This window comes from Paraburkholderia sp. BL10I2N1 (assembly GCF_004361815.1).
Classification (GTDB): domain Bacteria; phylum Pseudomonadota; class Gammaproteobacteria; order Burkholderiales; family Burkholderiaceae; genus Paraburkholderia.
This window is the reverse complement of the sequence record NZ_SNWA01000003.1, coordinates 300,975-317,153: the sequence shown is the minus strand read 5'-3', so window position 1 is coordinate 317,153 and position 16,179 is coordinate 300,975. Positions and strand designations below refer to the sequence as shown.

The following is a 16,179-nucleotide window of genomic DNA, read 5'->3' as shown; positions in this document are numbered from 1 at the left end:
ACACTAGATCCTGGCAGTAACCCTCTGCTCAATGCAATCGCGGCACGCATGTATGGTTCATGGGACGCTGCGGACAGTGCGGAGCGGACGCGGCTTGCGGCGACAGCCGCGGACAAGTTCACGCGCGCCGGCGGACCGTTTGGCGGCCCGGCACAAACGAGCGAACCATTTGGTCTGAATCTGGCATTGGGCGGTGGCCGGCTGCCAGCGGATTTCGGTCCAAGAGATGAAATCCGCAGCCTGGCCGACGTCCAGTCGTTCGATGCGATCCGATCGCTTCCTTTCGAATCGTCCGACGCCGACGAAGAGACTCGGACAGACCCGTTCAATTCGCGCGCGCGGGCGGCAACCGGCCGGGAAGCGGATACGGTTCGAGACCAGTTCGCGCGTGATTTTGCGGAGTCACGCAGTGTCGGTCGCTCACGGGAGCGGACGGAGTTCGCTGAGATCCGCGCGACACTCGATGCCGGCCGCCTGCTCGCCGCACTGGCGTACTCACACGGGCTGATTGTCGGGAAGTACAGCATCGGCAAAGGTGCGGATGGCGGTGACCGGATCAGGGCGGGCTCGCGCAACCTGAACGTATCCGATTTTCTGACCAAAGAAATGAATCTGCCATGGGCGGAAGCCGCGCAACTGCTCTGCGAGACGTACCGTGCGCAGGTCGGACTGAGCCCTGGCCATGCGCCGCGCCACATGCCCGAACGGGATCTGTGGGTCGAGTTCCAGCAATGGCGCGCAGCGTATCGCGACGGGCTGCGCCGCGCCTGGGATGAACAGACGCGGCACGAGGAGGACCGGCGCGGCGCGATCAAGGAGGCGTTCTATCGTACACGGAGCGCCATCGCGGATCGAAAGGATCTGACTGCCACCGAGCGGCGCGAGCAACTGTCGGGAGCGCGTGTGGCGCGCCTCGAGGCAGAGGCCGCGCTACGCGATCGCACCACCACGGAGCGTGACGCCATCAAAGATGCAGGACGCCAGCCCATCACGGATCAGTACCGACGCTTTCTTCAGGAGCGTGCACAGGGCGGTGATGAGCGGGCACTGCGCGAATTACGACGCATGCAGCAACTCCATCTGAGGACGAAGGGCGCCGACGACGAGCGCGCTGTCAACATCAGTGGGCCATCTCAGGGCGCGAAGCGACCGGTTGGGCCTGGTCACAACGAGATCATCTACCGCGGGCCATCGATTACGTACGAGGTGCGCGCCAGCGGCGAGGTCGACTACCGCAAGGAAGGTGTGGCATTCCTCGTCGATGAAGGCCGCACGCTGCGGTTGTGGGACAGCGAGCGCGAAGCAATCGAGATCGCGCTGCGTTTCGCGCAGCAGAAGTTTGGCACGACGTTGTCGCTGTCCGGTCCCGAAGCATTCCAGGCCGCCGCCGCGCGCGTGGCGGCCGATACGCGCATGCGCATCGTGTTCGAGCAGCCGGAGCTGGAGCGCATCCGTCAGGTCCGGCTTGCCGAGCTCGACGCCGAGGCGCAGCAGCGGCGGACCGCGCAAGGTGAGCGTGACGCGTGGGAGCGAGATGAACTTCGCGACGCCATCCATAATACGCAACTAACCGTCCGCAACGGCGAACCCACTCGAAATCGGGACGCAGAACCGCCCACTGATCCAGAGATACCCGACGGCGACCCGCGTACTGAACGATGAACCACCAGCCTGGTCTGCGGGCATGTGGCAGTTGTAGCCGAGCGCCTGAAATGATGAATTGACGAGGGGTATCCAAGTCATATGTGACGAAGAGGGAAGGAGGAATGGAGCGCCATCGATCAAGCGGAAATACCCCCGGAGCGATAGACCTTGATAGGTATGCAGTACTTATCGATCACTTCCGTGCTGCGGCCCGGGCATAGATCACAGACTAATTCCGACACGGCCGCGGGCCAGGGTGACTGGCCTGAATTGCAACCGCCAAGTTACGTCAGCAAATCCGGCTATTAATGAAACAAACTTATCTTAACGGCATCGTTCTGCGATGCGTTTTTCGCCAACGTATCTTCACGGATTGGTGTGGGCACCCTTGTGAGGGATGGCGCGGTGTCCGTATCGACGGTAACTCAGTGAGGTAAGCCCCGGCTTTGCCGGGGGACTCACCAAGGTTTGACCTTTACGACGGTCAGCGCGAATTTCCTATCTCTGCCAAGAGAAGGAGATTCACGATGAAAGAGTATCAGAGCCTGAGCCATACGCGATGGGACTGCAAGTACCACGTGGTGTTTATCCCGAAGCGCCGGAAGAAGCGGATTTTCGGGGCGTTGCGGCGGCAGCTTGGGGAAATGTTTCATGAGCTGGCGTCCCGCAAGGAATCGAAGATTGTCGAAGGGCACCTGATGGGGGATCACGTTCACATGTGTCTGAGCATTCCGCCGAAGTATGCGGTATCGAATGTGGTCGGCAGATTGTCGAAGGGCACCTGATGGGGGATCACGTTCACATGTGTCTGAGCATTCCGCCGAAGTATGCGGTATCGAATGTGGTCGGCTACATCAAGGGCAAGAGCGCGATCCAGATAGCGCGAAATTTACCGTTTTTGGGCCCGAGGCTACTTCGTTTCCACTGTGGGGTTGGACGAGCACATGGTGCGAGCGTACATCCGCAATCAGGAAGAAGAGGACGAGCGGTATGACCAGATGAAGCTGGTCATGGAGTAAGCCGCCTCGGGCGGCTCACAGTTTTATGGGCGCCTTTGTGGCGCTCACCATCTCAAGCCACCGGCTTTGCCGGTGGTATTTGACTTCCTTACCCCCGCCCGACGCCGGATGGGCCAGGCGGCTTCTTCGATCCGGAAAAGCTCGGGTTCGCGCCGAGCAAGCCGGGCAGCACCATCATTACGGCTCGCGGGGGCATGTCCACCATGCCGCTGGCCGCTGCATGGCTGGTTCATCAGGTGCGAGAAACGCGGAACGGCTGCGAAATGCGCAGCCGCTTCATTACCAGCGATGTGCGCGTGCTCCCACGGCCCCCTCATTCGGTTAGCAGCACCGCTGGCAAATTCATGGCACTCCCTGGGATCAACAGTCTGGCGGGCCTGGTGATGAACCGCAGCAAGCCGTCGAAACTTTACGAAGGGGGCCCCGCCATGCTCTACCACTGCGCGCAGGAAATGAACCATCTGGCATCGTTTCTGCCGCGGCTCTACGAGGAGTTCGCCGCGGACAGCAGGGTGTAGCTGTAGCGACTTGCATTTGAAAAGGCTGGCCCTGCAATCCAAGGGGGGCTTCCTGCCCGGATCAACTGCAAAGTGACGGAACACGCGGGCTCGGATTGTCTGCAACTGTGCTTGCATTCCATCGTCGCGTGCTCACATTATCTGCAATTGACGGAACTCGGCTTGGCAGCCCGGCCGCGAGCATCTTGTCGCCCGACGCGGCCGGTGGTAGCACGATCAGGTGGTATCTCAGAATCCGACGCCTGCGCTGACGCGAGTACCGCGTGAAACGCGCAGTTCGATCGACTGCACTCCCACACGAGACGCTAACCTTGTTCATCCCCCGTCCAAAGGCAACATCTCGGTGAGGTCGAGATCATGGTCGAAAAGGCGTACGCAGGGCACGACTGAGGTACTCGCCGTTTTGCGGCGCTACTTGATCCCCGATTTTTACCCAGCTTAACGCTGCCAAACCGCGTTGAACCTATGGCACGTCTACGATGGCTGAAATCTCCGCGACACCATGGATTCCTTCTCGTCGCCCCCGTCCGGTTTCCGCCTTAATGTCGACCGTCGCCGGTGCGGTGCTTGCGGGTTGCGGCCGGCGCAGAGGAGTCTATCGTGCGCCTCCCGGCGCATTGTTTCGCTCCGAGGGCAGCAGACTGCGAGCAGGCTCTGCCAGCTGCCGTGTCATTCAGGAGGCGCATAGGACTGTTGGCCACGACTGCATAAGGAATCAATGAAAGACGTTGAATTTATAGATAACGTGCGTCCCTATCACCTCTTCGTCGTGGAGGACGAGGTCGTGCAAAGGGACATGCTTTGTAGCTACCTGGAGAAACATGGACTCGTTGTCACGCCGATGGCCACCGCAGACGAGATGCTTCGTCGCATTCACCGAGTGCGCCCCGACCTGATCGTGCTCGACGTGGGGTCACCGAAGATGTCGGGACTTCGTGCTTGTCGTAACTTACGGGCAGCGGGCGATCGAATTCCCATCATCTTGGTGATGGCGCGCTGCGAGGAGATTGAACGCGTGGTCGGGCTGGAGATGGGCGCAGACGACTGCTTGAGCACACCCTACCCGGCGCGAGAGCTTCTCGCACGAGTGCAAGCCGTTTTGCGGCGCTCCGCCTTCACTCCCGGAGCGCCACGCGAGTCAAGTGCTTCCATACCGATTGGCGAGTACGTTTTCGACGTTGCGGCGCGAAGTCTGCGCCAGGGCAACAACGTTCGTGTTCTCAATACAGTTGAATACGCGATGCTTGCTGAGCTAGCCACAAATGCGGGTATCTCGGTGTCACGGGAGCGTCTGATGGCTGTGTCCCACTCGCGCGAAGACACGGTCTCTTTGCGGGCCGTGGATGCCGCAGTGGTTCGCTTGCGCAAGCTGCTAGAACCCGATCCAGCCGTGCCGCGGTATATCCAGACCGTGCGCGGACATGGCTATGTTTTCGTGCCTGTGGAGACTAGGATGACCAGATAGCGAGCGGCGCGGCGCGTTCGCCAGCGGCCAGTCTTCGGATCTATCTTCGACGCGATCCAGAACAGGCCGAAAATGGCGACCGGCACAAAGACAAAGAAAGCGATCAGCACGAGACTTCCTACATTCGGTGGTTGAGGCGAACGGCCTCCAATTCATACTCGCTCGATCGCGGCCCGCTTACTGCTTGCTCACCGTCGAAGGCAGACGCACTCCCTTGATTTCCAGCACGGCTTCCTGAGCGTCTGACGGGACTTTCTGCTCGGTCAGATTCGCCTTGAGGGAGATAATCTGCGTTTGCTGACCCCCGCTGGATATCGGCATTGAGATCGCCAACGCGGCGGACGTACCAATTGTTCACGCATGCGTTGTCCGTGCAGTTGTGCTGTCGCCACGTCCATTGGCTGGAACGCGTGGATCCGTTAGCGCGTCTGCATTGCGCGTTCGAGGTCGAAGCCGAGCCGGTTCGGCGCGGGCAGCCATTCGACACGGTCCGGCGAGCCGTCCATGCTCGGTCTCGTCACATCGGGCGTCGGCCTGACGCTGGCCCGCGACGCAACCGCCATCGCCGTCTTCCGGCGACAGTTCGTCCATACCCAGAATCGCGAGGAGCGCGGCCACAAGGGCAAGATCTACCAGACGCATCGGGTCGGCCTCGAGCGCCTCGCGGTCCGGTGCGAGATCTTTGTCGCGGCTGCAGAGCGTCGCGAGCTTGTCGTCGAGCGAAGCCAGTTCGGGGTCTTCGCAGACGAACCTTTCCGAGCTGGACAGGCTATGGCGACACGGCAAACTGGCGGCTTGTGCGTATCCAGCGGCGGCGAACAGGGTGAACGCGGCGGCAGTCACGCCTGCCTCTCGCACGGCACGGCGAGCTACGTCGGTGCCTTGGTGAACGATTCCGAACGAGAACATGACAGATACCCAATTACGTGAAATGAAGTGATGTTCCTGCATCGGAACACATCAAATGCATGAGGGGAAGCTAGTGGCAGATCGACGTGCAGACGACTCTCACCAGCACCAATCGCTGTGCCCACAACCAGCCTGAAGAAAAGCTGACTGGCGCAAGCCGACCCGCTAAACATGATGATTGCCGCGAGCAATGCAAATAATCGTCGCCTCCTCAAGAACAGTCTCCCAGACGTCGTGCCCGCACGGTGTGCTGAATGGAGCGGGAACCGAAAGGCATTTTCAGGTCGAACGACTCCGACAGAGTCAACTGCTCAGGCGTAGCCGTCGCCTTGCCGGATCCGGACATCGTCGGACCTTCGCAGGCCAGCATCCATGAAGACTGCGCACCATCACGACGAACGTTGGAGTACTCGCACTTGGGGCGCGGCTTCGACACATCGTCAGTCGGCTGGGGCGCAGCATCCATCAGCGCTTTCTCCGGGATCGAGCCAAGTGCTGACTCCGAAATGCAGGCCGTTCGAACGCGCTCGTCCGAGCCGCCGAAGGGCAGGCCCTGGAACGCGCCTGTCAGTTCCCACTTCCCGGGTTTCACTGGTACCTGCGCGGATGCGCTCGCCTGTACCGCTATTGCCAGCCAGACGAGTGATCGCGTTCTGGGCAACGCCATGACGTTCCTCCGTGGTTGAAGAAGTAGCGAGTTTAGGCTTCAACGCGCTGCCGACCATGCACGAAACGTGACGGCATGTGATACATGCACGGTTGATGTCACATGCCGTCTCTCACGCAAGTGGCATAGCGACGGCGGCGAGATCACAGTGTGGGCTCGTGGCACACCTTCGTCGGCGCATCCATGCCGAGCAACCTCCTATACCAACGGTACCTTCATGAATTACCTCATTCGACTTTCGGCACTGGGTTCGATTTCAATCGCGTCGCTCCTGGCTGCGTGCACGACCGCAGGGCCAACGGCCTCAAAGGCTCTACCGAAGAGCGTGCCCGATATTTCCGTTCTGGTCGACTGCGGGAGCTGTCAGGTGCGCTCCATCGTTCCGGAGCTGATCCGTAGGGGCTATGTGGAGGCAGCGGCCAAGGCCGGTGTACAGGTCGTTGGGGACTCGCAAACGACGCTGACGATCAAGGACTACACGGAACGTGGTGTTGCGGTTCGATCCGCTTCCTTCGTCGTTTCCCTCCTCTTCCCACCGCTCGCGTATGCGCTGACGGATGTGAAGGATGAGATAAAGGCCGACGCATTGGTCGATGGAAAACACGTGTCGCTGGAATACGACTACCGCATTCCGTTCTTTGGTATCGAGACCGTTGCACAGAAGCTCGGCGAGCGGACCTTTTATGCAGTTGTCAAATAGCTTGACTACACGCTGCTCTCCAGGGCGCAACCCGGGTTCCGCGAACGCTCCCAACGTCGTGCGTCGGCATCGATCCGGGCAGCCAGCACTGCGATCGCGCGCTGTTGCGCTGTAACCATTCCGGAGTAGCTGACGTCAGCGGGCTCGTCGAAATGACCCGAGCACACTAAGCGGCTGTTTGCGGCGTCGCCTGCTAAACCCAGACTCCAGTTGGCGTCCAGCTGTACTCGCTGTCCGGGCCACGCATCGAACCGGCGAATCTGGACCTTGATCCTCATAACGGGCTTGCCGGAAGGTTGGGGAAGGCCCGCTATGTTCTGTGTTCCGAGCCGCTGAGTGAGTTCGGCAGATAGCGCACCATGCACCTCGTCACCGAGTGGACTTGCCCAGCGTTCGCCGTCAAGCACCGTCACGCCGTTCGTGCCTTGCCGCACGACCAGTTGCGCCTGATCGAGGTTGGACGGAATGCCCACTGACAGGACATCGATCAGAAAGTCGACAGGCTGCTGCGGTGACGTACCAGCCGACGGCGCAAGTAGCGTGTGGTAGTGGACCGGCTCGGAAGCGCAGGCAGCGAGACCGAGCAGCAGTGCAACCGAGCCCAGGCGGAAGAGAGCATTCATGTCAGTTTCCCGTTGACGCCGGATTGGCGTTCGAGGTGGGTTGCGAATCGCCCGGCATTCCGCGCAGTAGCGCTTCGGGATGACGGCCGAGCATGTCGGCGAGAGTGCGCAGTGAACCGGCGGTACGCTGCAGATCCTGCAATGACTGTAGAAGGCTCTGCTGCAATGGCGCGTCGGCAGCGAACGTGCTTTGCACCGATCCAAGCGCCTGATTCGTTTGCTGCAAGGTCTGCGCTGCGGCTGGCAGAATCTCTCCGTTGACCTGTTGTAGCGTCTTCTGCAACCCTGCCAGTGAAGCGTCGAGGCGGCGGCCGATGGAATCCAGCGGAATCTTGTCGATCTTGGTGACGATGCCGGCGATTTGTTCCTGCATGTGGTCGAAGCTTCCGCTTACGGTGGGAAGCGTCAATGGGCGAGCGTGAATGTCAAAGGCGGCCGCTGACGCGTTGGGCACAAATTCAAGTGAGATATAGAGCTGGCCGGTGAGCAGGTTTCCGGAGCGGGCCTGGGCGCGCAAGCCGTGTTGGACCATGCCGGCGAGAAACTGGGCCGCCTGCTGCTCGGAATCGCCGCCGTACTTCGGCAGTTGCTCGAGCACGCTCCCCACGCGGCTCGGATACACGACGATGCCGACGACCGAAGGGAAACGATGTTTGGCGGCGTCGTAATCGAGCCGCATCGACACCACCTGACCGATGTTCAGTCCCGAGAATTCCACGGGCGCCCCCACTGCGAGACCACGCAGGGATTGTTCGAAGCGCAACTGTATGGTCTGGCCCGCACCGTCTGGCGGCGCCATCGCGGTCTGTTCGTCCTTGGCCAGCTCGAAGGGGGGCGTGGCCGGAGCGGGATCCTGCCTGCCGTCGGGCGGTGTGGCAAAGGCGATGCCGCCCGCCATGACGGTAGCCATCGACTGAGTGTTGAGCTTCAGGCCGTCGGCGCCTAGCGAGACGTCGACACCGCTCGCGTTCCAGAAGCGCGTGCCTGTTGTGACGAAGCGGTCGTAGGGCGAATTGACGAAAACGTGGAGGTCGACACCGCGACCATCGGCTCCCAGCCGGTAGGACGCGACGCGGCCTACCTGGATACGGCGAAAATAGACCGGGGAGCCAATATCGAGGGAGCCGAGGTCGTCGGCATGGATCATGAAGCTTTTGCCGGGCATACTGTTAATGACCGTCGGTGGGGTCTCGAGCCCCGTGAAAATCCGGCCGGACTGCTGTGAGGTACCCTTGTCCACGCCAATGTAGGCACCAGACAGCAGCGTATCGATGCCTGATACGCCGCCGAGTCCGATGCGAGGGCGTACCACCCAGAAGCGCGTATCGGCGCGTACCAAGCTTTCAGCGCTCTTGTTCAGCGAGACGGCTGCGATCACGTGCGAGCCGTCCTCGTTCAAGGAGATGGAGGTCACTGTCCCCACCGTCACGTCTTTGTATTTCACCGGCGTCTTGCCGGCGTCCAGCCCGGTCGCGGTCTGGAAGGAGATGGAGATCGTCGGCCCCGTCGACAGCCACGTATGGAGCAGTAGCGAAAAGCCGATCAGCGTTGCGACCATCGGCACCAGCCAGACGAGGGAAACGCGTCGGCGACGCCGGATTACCACGGGGAGGCCCGGCTCGGGCTTTTGCTCACGGATGTCGCTCATGTTTTCGTACCGTCCCAGGTCAAACGGGGATCGAATTGCATGGCTGAAAGCATGGTCAGGATCACCATGCCGCCAAAAAAGAGAATGCCTGGGCGCGGCTCGACGTCGGCCAGCGCCTGAAACTTGACCAGCGCGGCGACGATCGCCACCACGAGCACGTCGAGCATCGACCAGTAGCCGATCAGCTCGACCATGCGATAAAGCCTGGCGCGCTCGTGGCGTGCCCAGTGGCTGCCTTGCCGGGCAGTGAGGAGCAGCAGGCCGAGGATCAGGAACTTCGCGCAGGGCACGGCCACGCTGGCGATGAAGATCACCAGTGCGATCCCATAGGAGCCGGACGTCCAGAACGCGAAGACGCCTTGCAGTATGGTGCTGTCGCTACCACGGCCCAGCGTGGTTGTGTACATCACCGGCATGGCGTTGGCGGGGAGGTAGAAAATGATTCCCGCCAGCAGGAACGCGAAGGCACGCTCGATGCTGTTGGGTCGCCGGCGATGCAGCCAGGCGCAGCAGCGCGGACACCGTGCTGCTTCGTTGCCATCGGCCGGTGCTTCGCAGACCAGGCCACATGCATGGCAACCGAGCACGCCTAGTTCATGTGCGCGAGGGTGTGGACTCATGCTCGCGCACCGCCTTCTGTCAGATCCCACAGCTGCTCGATGTCGCGATGAGTGACCAGCGTGATCAACGTCATCAGCGCCGCCATGGCCCATGCGCCGGCACCTGGCGTGACCTCCATAAAGCCCGAGAGCTTGACGACGGATACGAGAATGCCAAACAACGCAACCTCGACCATGCTCCACGGCCGTAACGCGACGAGCAGCCTCATCGCCGCGGCGAACCCCGGGGCGCGGCGGCCGGAACGCGCGTAGGCCAGCACCCATCCAAGCAGCGCGATCTGCAAAAACGGCACCCCGATCACCGACATCGCGGCCGGTACTGCGATGGGCGCTGCCGCACCGTGCTCCAGCGCCGCCACGGACTGCCAGATCGTCGCTTCGTTATGCTGGCTGCGCAGCCCGATTCGAATCACCGGACAAACATTGGCGATCACGTAGACGATGGCCGCGGCTACCGTAAGGGCCAGCCAGTGATCGACGTTAAAATGGCTTGCGCGATCTAACGTCGCGCGACATTCGTTGCAGCGCGCCGTCTCGCCCGGTGTCAGGGAGGGACGGCGGTAGACCGTATCGCATTCGTTGCAAACGATCAGGTGAGAATAGGTTTTCATCACGATGCCGTATCTTTGGTGAAGCTGGCATCTTCCGTTCTTGCGATGCGCCTGAACCGGCGGCGCAGCCACTGTTCGAAATCGTCCACATACGTATATCCGACCGGAATCACGATCAGGCTCAGAAAGGTGGAAGCGAGCAAGCCTCCAATCACAACGATTGCCATCGGCTGGCGGAAGCTGGGCTCCGCCCCCAGTCCAAGGGCGTTGGGCAGCATGCCGGCGCCCATCGCGATGGTCGTCATCAGAATGGGTCGGGCGCGCTTGTGGCAGGCGTCCATCAACGCCTGCAGCCGGCTCATGCCGCGCTCGCGCCGTGCAATCACGGCGTACTCGACCAGCAGGATCGAGTTCTTGGTCACGATGCCCATCAGCATCAGCAGGCCGATCAGCGCCGGCATGGAAAAACTCATGCGGGTAACCAGCAGCGAGAGCATCGCTCCGCCGATCGATAGCGGCAACGCGCACAGGATGGTGACCGGCTGCAGGAAATCGTGAAACAGGAGCACGAGTACCGCGTAGACGCAGAAGATGCCGATTGCCATGGCAAGGCCAAAGCTTCCGAACAGCTCGCCCATGTGCTCGACTTCACCTTCCTGCACCTGGTGGACGTTGGGTGGCATATGTTGAAGCGCCGGCAAATGCTGTGCTTCGTCGCTGACTTCGCCGAGCGTGCGTCCATTGAGTTCGACGGACAATGTGATGTTGCGATCCCGGTCTATCCGGTCGATCTGCGACGGACCGCTGCCGATAGACAGCGAGCCGACCGAGGCCAATGTCACGCTCCCATGGCTGCCTGCAACTCGCAACTGACCAATGGCGTCCAGATTCTGCCGCAACGCTGGGTCGAGACGGGCACGTATGGCAATCTGCCGTCCGGGGAGATTCAGCTTGGGCAGCGTCGTGGAGTAGTCGCCGTACGTACCGATGCGTACGGCGTTCGCCGCGGACTCGGCAGTCACGCCCAGGGCGGCGGCCCGTGCCGCGTCTATCCGAAATTGCACTTCAGGGCGTTGTAGTGCTGCACTGGACGTGACGTTGCCAATGCCATGCAGCGTTCGCAGTTGCTTTTCCAGTTCGGCCGCCGCTGCCTCCAGCGAGACCGGATCGCTGCCAGCCAGCGTGATTTGCAGCACTTCGCCGTTGCCGCCGTTGTTCACCGATACCCGCACACCCGGCAACTCGCGCAACTGCGCGCGAATCGCGTCCTCCACCGCTGGCTGCTTTCGGCTCCGTTCGCTGCGCGGGACCAGGTCGACGATCAGTGTCGAGCTGCGCGCGTCGGGCGTGCTGCTGGCGCCCTCGATCGGATCACCGATGCCGCTGGCGCGACCCACGGAGGCAAAGACGCCTTCTACCTCGGGCAGTTTGCGGATAAGCGCTTCGGCCCGAAGGACGGTGGCACGACTCGATTCCAGCGTGCTGCCGGGCGCCAGTTCGAGCTTCACCTGTGTCTGCGACTTGTCCTGCAGCGGAAAGAAGCCCGTCTTCAACGCTGCAACCATCGCAAAGGAGAGCAGCAGGAACGCGCCGACGGCCGTCATCGTGCGGCTTCGCTTGTCGAGACACGTGCGAACCCAGCGCAGATAGCGTGTCATCAGCGGGCCGTCGTGCCCGGTATGACTGGCTGCCTTCATCAGATAGGCGGCCATCATGGGGGTGAGCAGGCGCGCGACGAGCAGCGAGATCACCACGGCCACCGATGCCGTCACGCCGAACTGCCGAAAGATCAGCCCAGGGATTCCGGTCATGAACGCGGTCGGCAGGAACACGGCCACGAGGCTCAGCGTCGTGGCGACGACGGCGAGGCCAATCTCGTCGGCGGCTTCCATCGCGGCTCTGAACGGCGATTTCCCCATGCGGAGATGGCGCTCGATGTTCTCGATTTCGACGATCGCATCGTCGACAAGAACACCGACCACGAGCGAGAGCGCGAGCAGCGTCACCGTATTCAGCGAATAGCCGGCCAGGTACATGAAGCCGAATGTCGGGATGATCGAGAGGGGCAGTGCCGCCGCAGAAACCATCGTGGCCCGGCCATTGCGCAGGAACCACCAGACGACCGCGATGGCAAGCAGCGCTCCCTCGATCAGCATGCTCATGGAGCCTTCATAGTTCTCTTCGACTGGCGTCACCGTATTGCTCGCCTCGGCGAGGCGCACTTGCGGGTGCGCGGCGGCGAACGTCGCTGCGGCGCGCCGCACGTCGTGCAGCACGGTCACGTCGGAGTTGCCCTTCGAGCGGGTGATCTGCACGCCGATGACCGGCATGCCGTTCAGGTACGCGTATGTCGTGCGGTCCGCGGCGCCATCGCTGACACGAGCGATCTGGTCGAGGCGCACGCGCCGACCGTCGCCAGCGGCGATGGTCAGCGCGGCCAGGTCCTGGACAGTGCCGACGCCCGTCAGCGTGCGCGCCGCTTGCCGCTGGCCGCCGATGTCGCCTTGGCCGCCCGAGCGTTCGCGCTGCATGGACTTGAGTTGGTCCGAGACCGTTTCCGCCGTCAGGCCAAGACCTGACATCAGCGCAGGATTGAGGTCTATACGCACCTCTCGGTCGATGCCGCCGATGCGCTCAACCTTGGAAACCCCGTTGACGGAGAGCAGTGCCTTGGCCAGATCGTCGTCGACGAGCCAGGACAGGTCCTGCTCATCGAGCACCGCGGAACGGGCCGTGTAAGTGAGCAGAGCGGCGCCCGCGGTGTCGACTTTCGACACTGTAGGGGCGGCCATCTCGCCTGGCAGTTCGGCACGCGCGCTGTCCACGGCATTGCGCACCTCGCTGAGCGCGGTCTGCGGATCTTTTTCCAGCTTGAACGTGACGCTGATGCTCACGGCCCCGTCGGTAATCTTCGTCGTGATGTGGTCGAGTTGCGACAGCGAGGTTAGTTTGTCCTCAATCTTGCGGGCCACCTCGTTTTCCAGCTGCGACGGGGCCGCGCCTTCCAGCAATGCGGAGACGGTGATGGTCGGCAGATCCATCTCAGGAAAATCCTGCACCTGCAGCTTGTGAAAGCCGACCAGGCCGAAGACAGTCAGCAGGATAAAGCACAGCACCGCTGGCACGGGATTGCGGATCGACCAGGAAGAGATGTTCATAGAACTCCTCCCTGTGCCATGCCAGCTGCTGCGGCGATGCCGGCGAGCCCCTTGTGCTGCACCACCTTCACGAGCGCGCCGTCAGACAGGAAGCCGCCGCCGCTGGCTACCACGCGCGTACCGAACTGGAGCCCCGAGATGATTTCGCAGCGGCCGTCGCGATGGCGTCCCGCTACCACGGTGCGCCGAGCGACAGTTGCGCCGTCGGGATTCAGCACGTACACATCGGTGCGGCCGTCGCGCGGCACCAGCGCCGATTCCGGCAGCGTCCATACCTGTGCCGTATCCAGTTCGATGGTGCCGCTGGCGAACATGCCGGGTTGGGCGCCGTGTCCGTTCAGTGCAACATAGACGATGGCCCGGCCGGTGTTGGTCGACAGCGTGGGTGAGACTAGCCGGACCTTGCCGTCGACCACTCTTCCGCCCGGCAACGTCACGTGCGCTGACTGCCCTGCGCGAATACGCGCCAACTGCTGTGCATCGACCTCCGCCTGCCATTCGATTCGCCCTTCGCGAATGAGTCGGAACAGCTCGGTGCCGGCCCCTACCACGTTGCCAAGCAGCGCCGCGCGCGACGAAATGATGCCGTCGTCTACCGCGACGATGCGCGTTTGCGACAGGGCGATACGCCTGTTTTGCAAGTCGGCTTCAGCCGAAGCCAGCGTGGCGCGGTCGACGGTTTCTGTGATGCGGTATTCATCCAGCTTCTGCGTCGATAGGGCGCCGCTGTCGGCGGCCAGCCTGGAACGCTTCACGTCGGCCTCGGCCTGCTCCAGGTTGGCGCGTGCCTGCGTAACTGCGGCCTCCTGCTTGCGCAGGTCCGCCGTCGCCGTTGCATCGGCGAGCCGCGCGAGCATCTGGCCGCGCTTGACCTCACTGCCTACATCGACGAGCAGTTCGGTAATGCGCAAGCTGCCTGTCTCGGCACCGATCACCGCTTCCTGCCAGGCCGCCGTGCTGCCATTGGCCTCAATGGTGTCAGGCCATGGCAGATACTGCGGTTCGACCAGGCTGACGGTGAGTGCGGCGGGTGGCGTTTGCGTCTCGGCGTGGGCTCGGAATCCAGGTGTCAGCCGCCAGGCGGCTGCTCCGGCAACGATGATGAAGGCTGCCAATGCGGCCTTGGGGGGACTCAGCTTCACTGTGTGGTTCCTTGCGAGGTGGCAGGTGTAGTGGGCGCGGGATGGGCCGCCGAGATCACCGCATCGTTGCCCTGCCAGCCACCGCCCAAGGCCTTGTAGAGCGCGATCCAGCTGCGGATGCGGTCCCGCTGCAGTTCGATGTACGTGATGTCTGCGCCGGTCAGGGAGCGGCGCGCCTGTTCTAGCGTCAGCAGCGTGTCGAAGCCGGCGCGCCAGCTGGTTTCCACGGCGCTCTCATAGCGGCGGTATTGTTCGGCAGCGCGGCGCGCGTCGTCGCTACGGCGTGCGGCTCCATCCAGGTCGGCGAGTGCCACCTCGACCTCCTTGATCGCCGTACGTACCGCACTGCGATAGGCCGCGAGTTGCGTGTCATAGCTGGCCTGCGCCGAATCCACGGCAGCCTTGCGCTTGCCCGCATCGAACAACGGAACCGACAGGCTTGGCCCGAACGACCAGGTTGACATGGGGGCGGTCAGACTGGTGGCCGAGAGGCCAACCGAGCCGGACAACGAGAGACTTGGGAAACGATCGGCGCGGGCTTGCCCGACGGCGGCATAGGCCGCGGCCAGCGCGCGCTCGGACGATGCCAGATCGGGCCGTTGGCGGATGAGGTCGGCAGGGGCGGCCTGCACACGGAATGCGGCCGGTCGGGGCAGATCGGGCGCTTCTGGCCGGTCGACGATGTCGCGCAGTGCCTGCTCGCCGTCACCTGTGAGCTCCACCAGCGACTTGATCAGTTCTTCGCACGCGACGTGCTGCTGCGTGGCTGTTGCGTTGGCGCTGGCCGTGCTGGCTTGCGCGAGGTAGCCGTCGGAGGAGGGCGTCATGCCGGCGTGGACCGCCGCAAGCGTTGATTTCTCGGTCTGCGCGTACGACGCCGCGGACTTGTCATACGCGCGCGCAAGCTGGCGGCATGCCCGGTACTGCACGTAATCGTCGGCAACCTCGGCGGCCAGCGAAACACGCGCGTCATGCCAGTCGTCGACGCGCGCTTCCAGTTGCGCTTGCGACGATTCACGGCCTGAGCGCACCTTGCCGAACAGGTCGATTTCCCAGGAGGCGTCGAGCGTGCCGCTGCGCGTGGTCGTCAGGCTCGTCAGGCTGGTATTGCCCAAAGCCATGACGGACTTTTCCCGCATGACCGACCCGCTGCCGGTCAATGCCGGCCACGCACCAGCGCTGCTGGAAGCCAGCGTGGCGCGTGCGTCGTTGATTTGGGCCACGGCCTTCGCGAGGGTCGGGCTGTCGGCCTCGGCCGTGCGGATCAGTTCTGCAACCGCCGGGTCATCGAAGCGGCGCCACCAATCAACCAGGTTCTCGACGCTTGCGCCATGCGGCAGTTCGGCCTGCCATCCAATGGCTGCGGCCACCCGTGGCGCCTGGTAAGGCGGCTGCAATGCGCAGGCGCACAACACAAGGCTGCCCGTGACGGCGGCCACCCATGCGCGGTGGCGCCGGTTTTGCTCCATTTCACTCAATGCACGCTCCCTTGCCCGCTTCGGGCCGACGAGCGCT

Annotated in this window: 12 protein-coding genes and 3 pseudogenes; 6 read left to right on the top strand and 9 right to left on the bottom strand. The window is 62.7% G+C overall.

All coding sequences use genetic code 11. The features are described 5' to 3' along the window. Positions 1 to 48 precede the first annotated feature (48 nt). The 4 genes and pseudogenes from B0G77_RS39390 (at position 49) to B0G77_RS39375 (ending at position 4,646) form a co-directional block, all read left to right on the top strand. The gene (locus tag B0G77_RS39390) at positions 49 to 1,662 is read left to right on the top strand and encodes an LPD7 domain-containing protein (RefSeq protein WP_166656381.1); all 1,614 of its coding nucleotides are present in this window, start codon (positions 49 to 51) and stop codon (positions 1,660 to 1,662) included. A gap of 509 nt (positions 1,663 to 2,171) precedes the next feature. After that, positions 2,172 to 2,663: pseudogene (gene tnpA / locus B0G77_RS39385) on the top strand (IS200/IS605 family transposase). Positions 2,664 to 2,797: 134 nt separating this feature from the next. After that, positions 2,798 to 3,181 (top strand): annotated as a pseudogene (locus B0G77_RS39380) (hypothetical protein); the annotation flags it as partial. A gap of 718 nt (positions 3,182 to 3,899) precedes the next feature. Then, positions 3,900 to 4,646, top strand: coding sequence for a response regulator (locus tag B0G77_RS39375; RefSeq protein WP_133667280.1), 747 nt, complete (start codon positions 3,900 to 3,902; stop codon positions 4,644 to 4,646). Positions 4,647 to 4,823: 177 nt separating this feature from the next. Here B0G77_RS39375 and B0G77_RS43685 read toward each other — a convergent pair whose 3' ends face one another. Continuing rightward, on the bottom strand, positions 4,824 to 4,967 hold the full coding sequence (locus tag B0G77_RS43685) for a hypothetical protein (protein ID WP_166656380.1): 144 nt from the start codon (positions 4,965 to 4,967) through the stop codon (positions 4,824 to 4,826). Positions 4,968 to 5,141: 174 nt separating this feature from the next. On the opposite strand from B0G77_RS43685, the pseudogene B0G77_RS45650 reads away from it, so the two are divergent. Then, positions 5,142 to 5,213, top strand: a pseudogene (locus B0G77_RS45650) (LysR family transcriptional regulator); the annotation flags it as partial. 553 nt (positions 5,214 to 5,766) lie between these two features. Here the strand turns inward: B0G77_RS45650 and B0G77_RS39365 are convergent. Continuing rightward, positions 5,767 to 6,222, bottom strand: a complete 456-nt coding sequence (locus B0G77_RS39365) for a DUF3617 family protein (protein ID WP_133667279.1) — start codon at positions 6,220 to 6,222, stop codon at positions 5,767 to 5,769. A gap of 217 nt (positions 6,223 to 6,439) precedes the next feature. Here B0G77_RS39365 and B0G77_RS39360 point away from each other — a divergent pair, with 217 nt between their 5' ends. Beyond that, a complete protein-coding gene (locus B0G77_RS39360) occupies positions 6,440 to 6,922 on the top strand; it encodes a hypothetical protein (protein ID WP_243751471.1) in 483 nt (160 codons plus the stop codon). A 5-nt stretch (positions 6,923 to 6,927) separates the two neighbouring features. On the opposite strand, the gene B0G77_RS39355 is transcribed toward B0G77_RS39360, so the two are convergent. From B0G77_RS39355 to B0G77_RS39325, 7 genes are read right to left on the bottom strand one after another with little or no spacing between them, the layout of a single operon-like run. After that, a complete protein-coding gene (locus B0G77_RS39355) occupies positions 6,928 to 7,545 on the bottom strand; it encodes a PqiC family protein (RefSeq protein WP_133667278.1) in 618 nt (205 codons plus the stop codon). A gap of 1 nt (position 7,546) precedes the next feature. Continuing rightward, the gene (locus B0G77_RS39350) at positions 7,547 to 9,193 is read right to left on the bottom strand and encodes an MlaD family protein (RefSeq protein WP_133667277.1); all 1,647 of its coding nucleotides are present in this window, start codon (positions 9,191 to 9,193) and stop codon (positions 7,547 to 7,549) included. After that, complete coding sequence (locus B0G77_RS39345; RefSeq protein WP_243751470.1) at positions 9,190 to 9,780, bottom strand: paraquat-inducible protein A; 591 nt, start codon at positions 9,778 to 9,780, stop codon at positions 9,190 to 9,192. Before B0G77_RS39345 ends, B0G77_RS39350 begins: the two co-directional genes overlap by 4 nt. Before the next feature lie 29 nt (positions 9,781 to 9,809). Next, the gene (locus tag B0G77_RS39340; RefSeq protein WP_133667275.1) at positions 9,810 to 10,424 is read right to left on the bottom strand and encodes a paraquat-inducible protein A; all 615 of its coding nucleotides are present in this window, start codon (positions 10,422 to 10,424) and stop codon (positions 9,810 to 9,812) included. Further along, complete coding sequence (locus B0G77_RS39335) at positions 10,424 to 13,522, bottom strand: efflux RND transporter permease subunit (RefSeq protein ID WP_133667274.1); 3,099 nt, start codon at positions 13,520 to 13,522, stop codon at positions 10,424 to 10,426. Before B0G77_RS39335 ends, B0G77_RS39340 begins: the two co-directional genes overlap by 1 nt. After that, positions 13,519 to 14,664 carry an efflux RND transporter periplasmic adaptor subunit gene (locus B0G77_RS39330; protein WP_133667273.1) on the bottom strand — a complete coding sequence of 382 codons (1,146 nt, stop codon included), beginning with the start codon at positions 14,662 to 14,664 and terminating at the stop codon, positions 13,519 to 13,521. The genes B0G77_RS39335 and B0G77_RS39330 overlap by 4 nt, the downstream gene beginning before the upstream one ends. Next, positions 14,661 to 16,133: an efflux transporter outer membrane subunit gene (locus B0G77_RS39325; protein WP_133667623.1), complete on the bottom strand. Its 1,473-nt coding sequence runs from the start codon at positions 16,131 to 16,133 to the stop codon at positions 14,661 to 14,663. Before B0G77_RS39325 ends, B0G77_RS39330 begins: the two co-directional genes overlap by 4 nt. Positions 16,134 to 16,179: the final 46 nt, after the last annotated feature.

Excerpts from the sequence above, each read along its gene's own strand:
- B0G77_RS39365 (WP_133667279.1), bottom strand. The coding sequence starts at position 6,222 with ATGGCGTTGCCCAGAACGCGATCACTCGTCTGGCTGGCAATAGCGGTA.
- B0G77_RS39350 (WP_133667277.1), bottom strand. The coding sequence starts at position 9,193 with ATGAGCGACATCCGTGAGCAAAAGCCCGAGCCGGGCCTCCCCGTGGTA.
- B0G77_RS39340 (WP_133667275.1), bottom strand. The coding sequence starts at position 10,424 with ATGAAAACCTATTCTCACCTGATCGTTTGCAACGAATGCGATACGGTC.
- B0G77_RS39335 (WP_133667274.1), bottom strand. The coding sequence starts at position 13,522 with ATGAACATCTCTTCCTGGTCGATCCGCAATCCCGTGCCAGCGGTGCTG.
- B0G77_RS39355 (WP_133667278.1), bottom strand. The coding sequence starts at position 7,545 with ATGAATGCTCTCTTCCGCCTGGGCTCGGTTGCACTGCTGCTCGGTCTC.
- B0G77_RS39360 (WP_243751471.1), top strand. The coding sequence starts at position 6,440 with ATGAATTACCTCATTCGACTTTCGGCACTGGGTTCGATTTCAATCGCG.
- B0G77_RS39390 (WP_166656381.1), top strand. The coding sequence starts at position 49 with ATGTATGGTTCATGGGACGCTGCGGACAGTGCGGAGCGGACGCGGCTT.
- B0G77_RS43685 (WP_166656380.1), bottom strand. The coding sequence starts at position 4,967 with ATGCCGATATCCAGCGGGGGTCAGCAAACGCAGATTATCTCCCTCAAG.
- B0G77_RS39375 (WP_133667280.1), top strand. The coding sequence starts at position 3,900 with ATGAAAGACGTTGAATTTATAGATAACGTGCGTCCCTATCACCTCTTC.
- B0G77_RS39325 (WP_133667623.1), bottom strand. The coding sequence starts at position 16,133 with ATGGAGCAAAACCGGCGCCACCGCGCATGGGTGGCCGCCGTCACGGGC.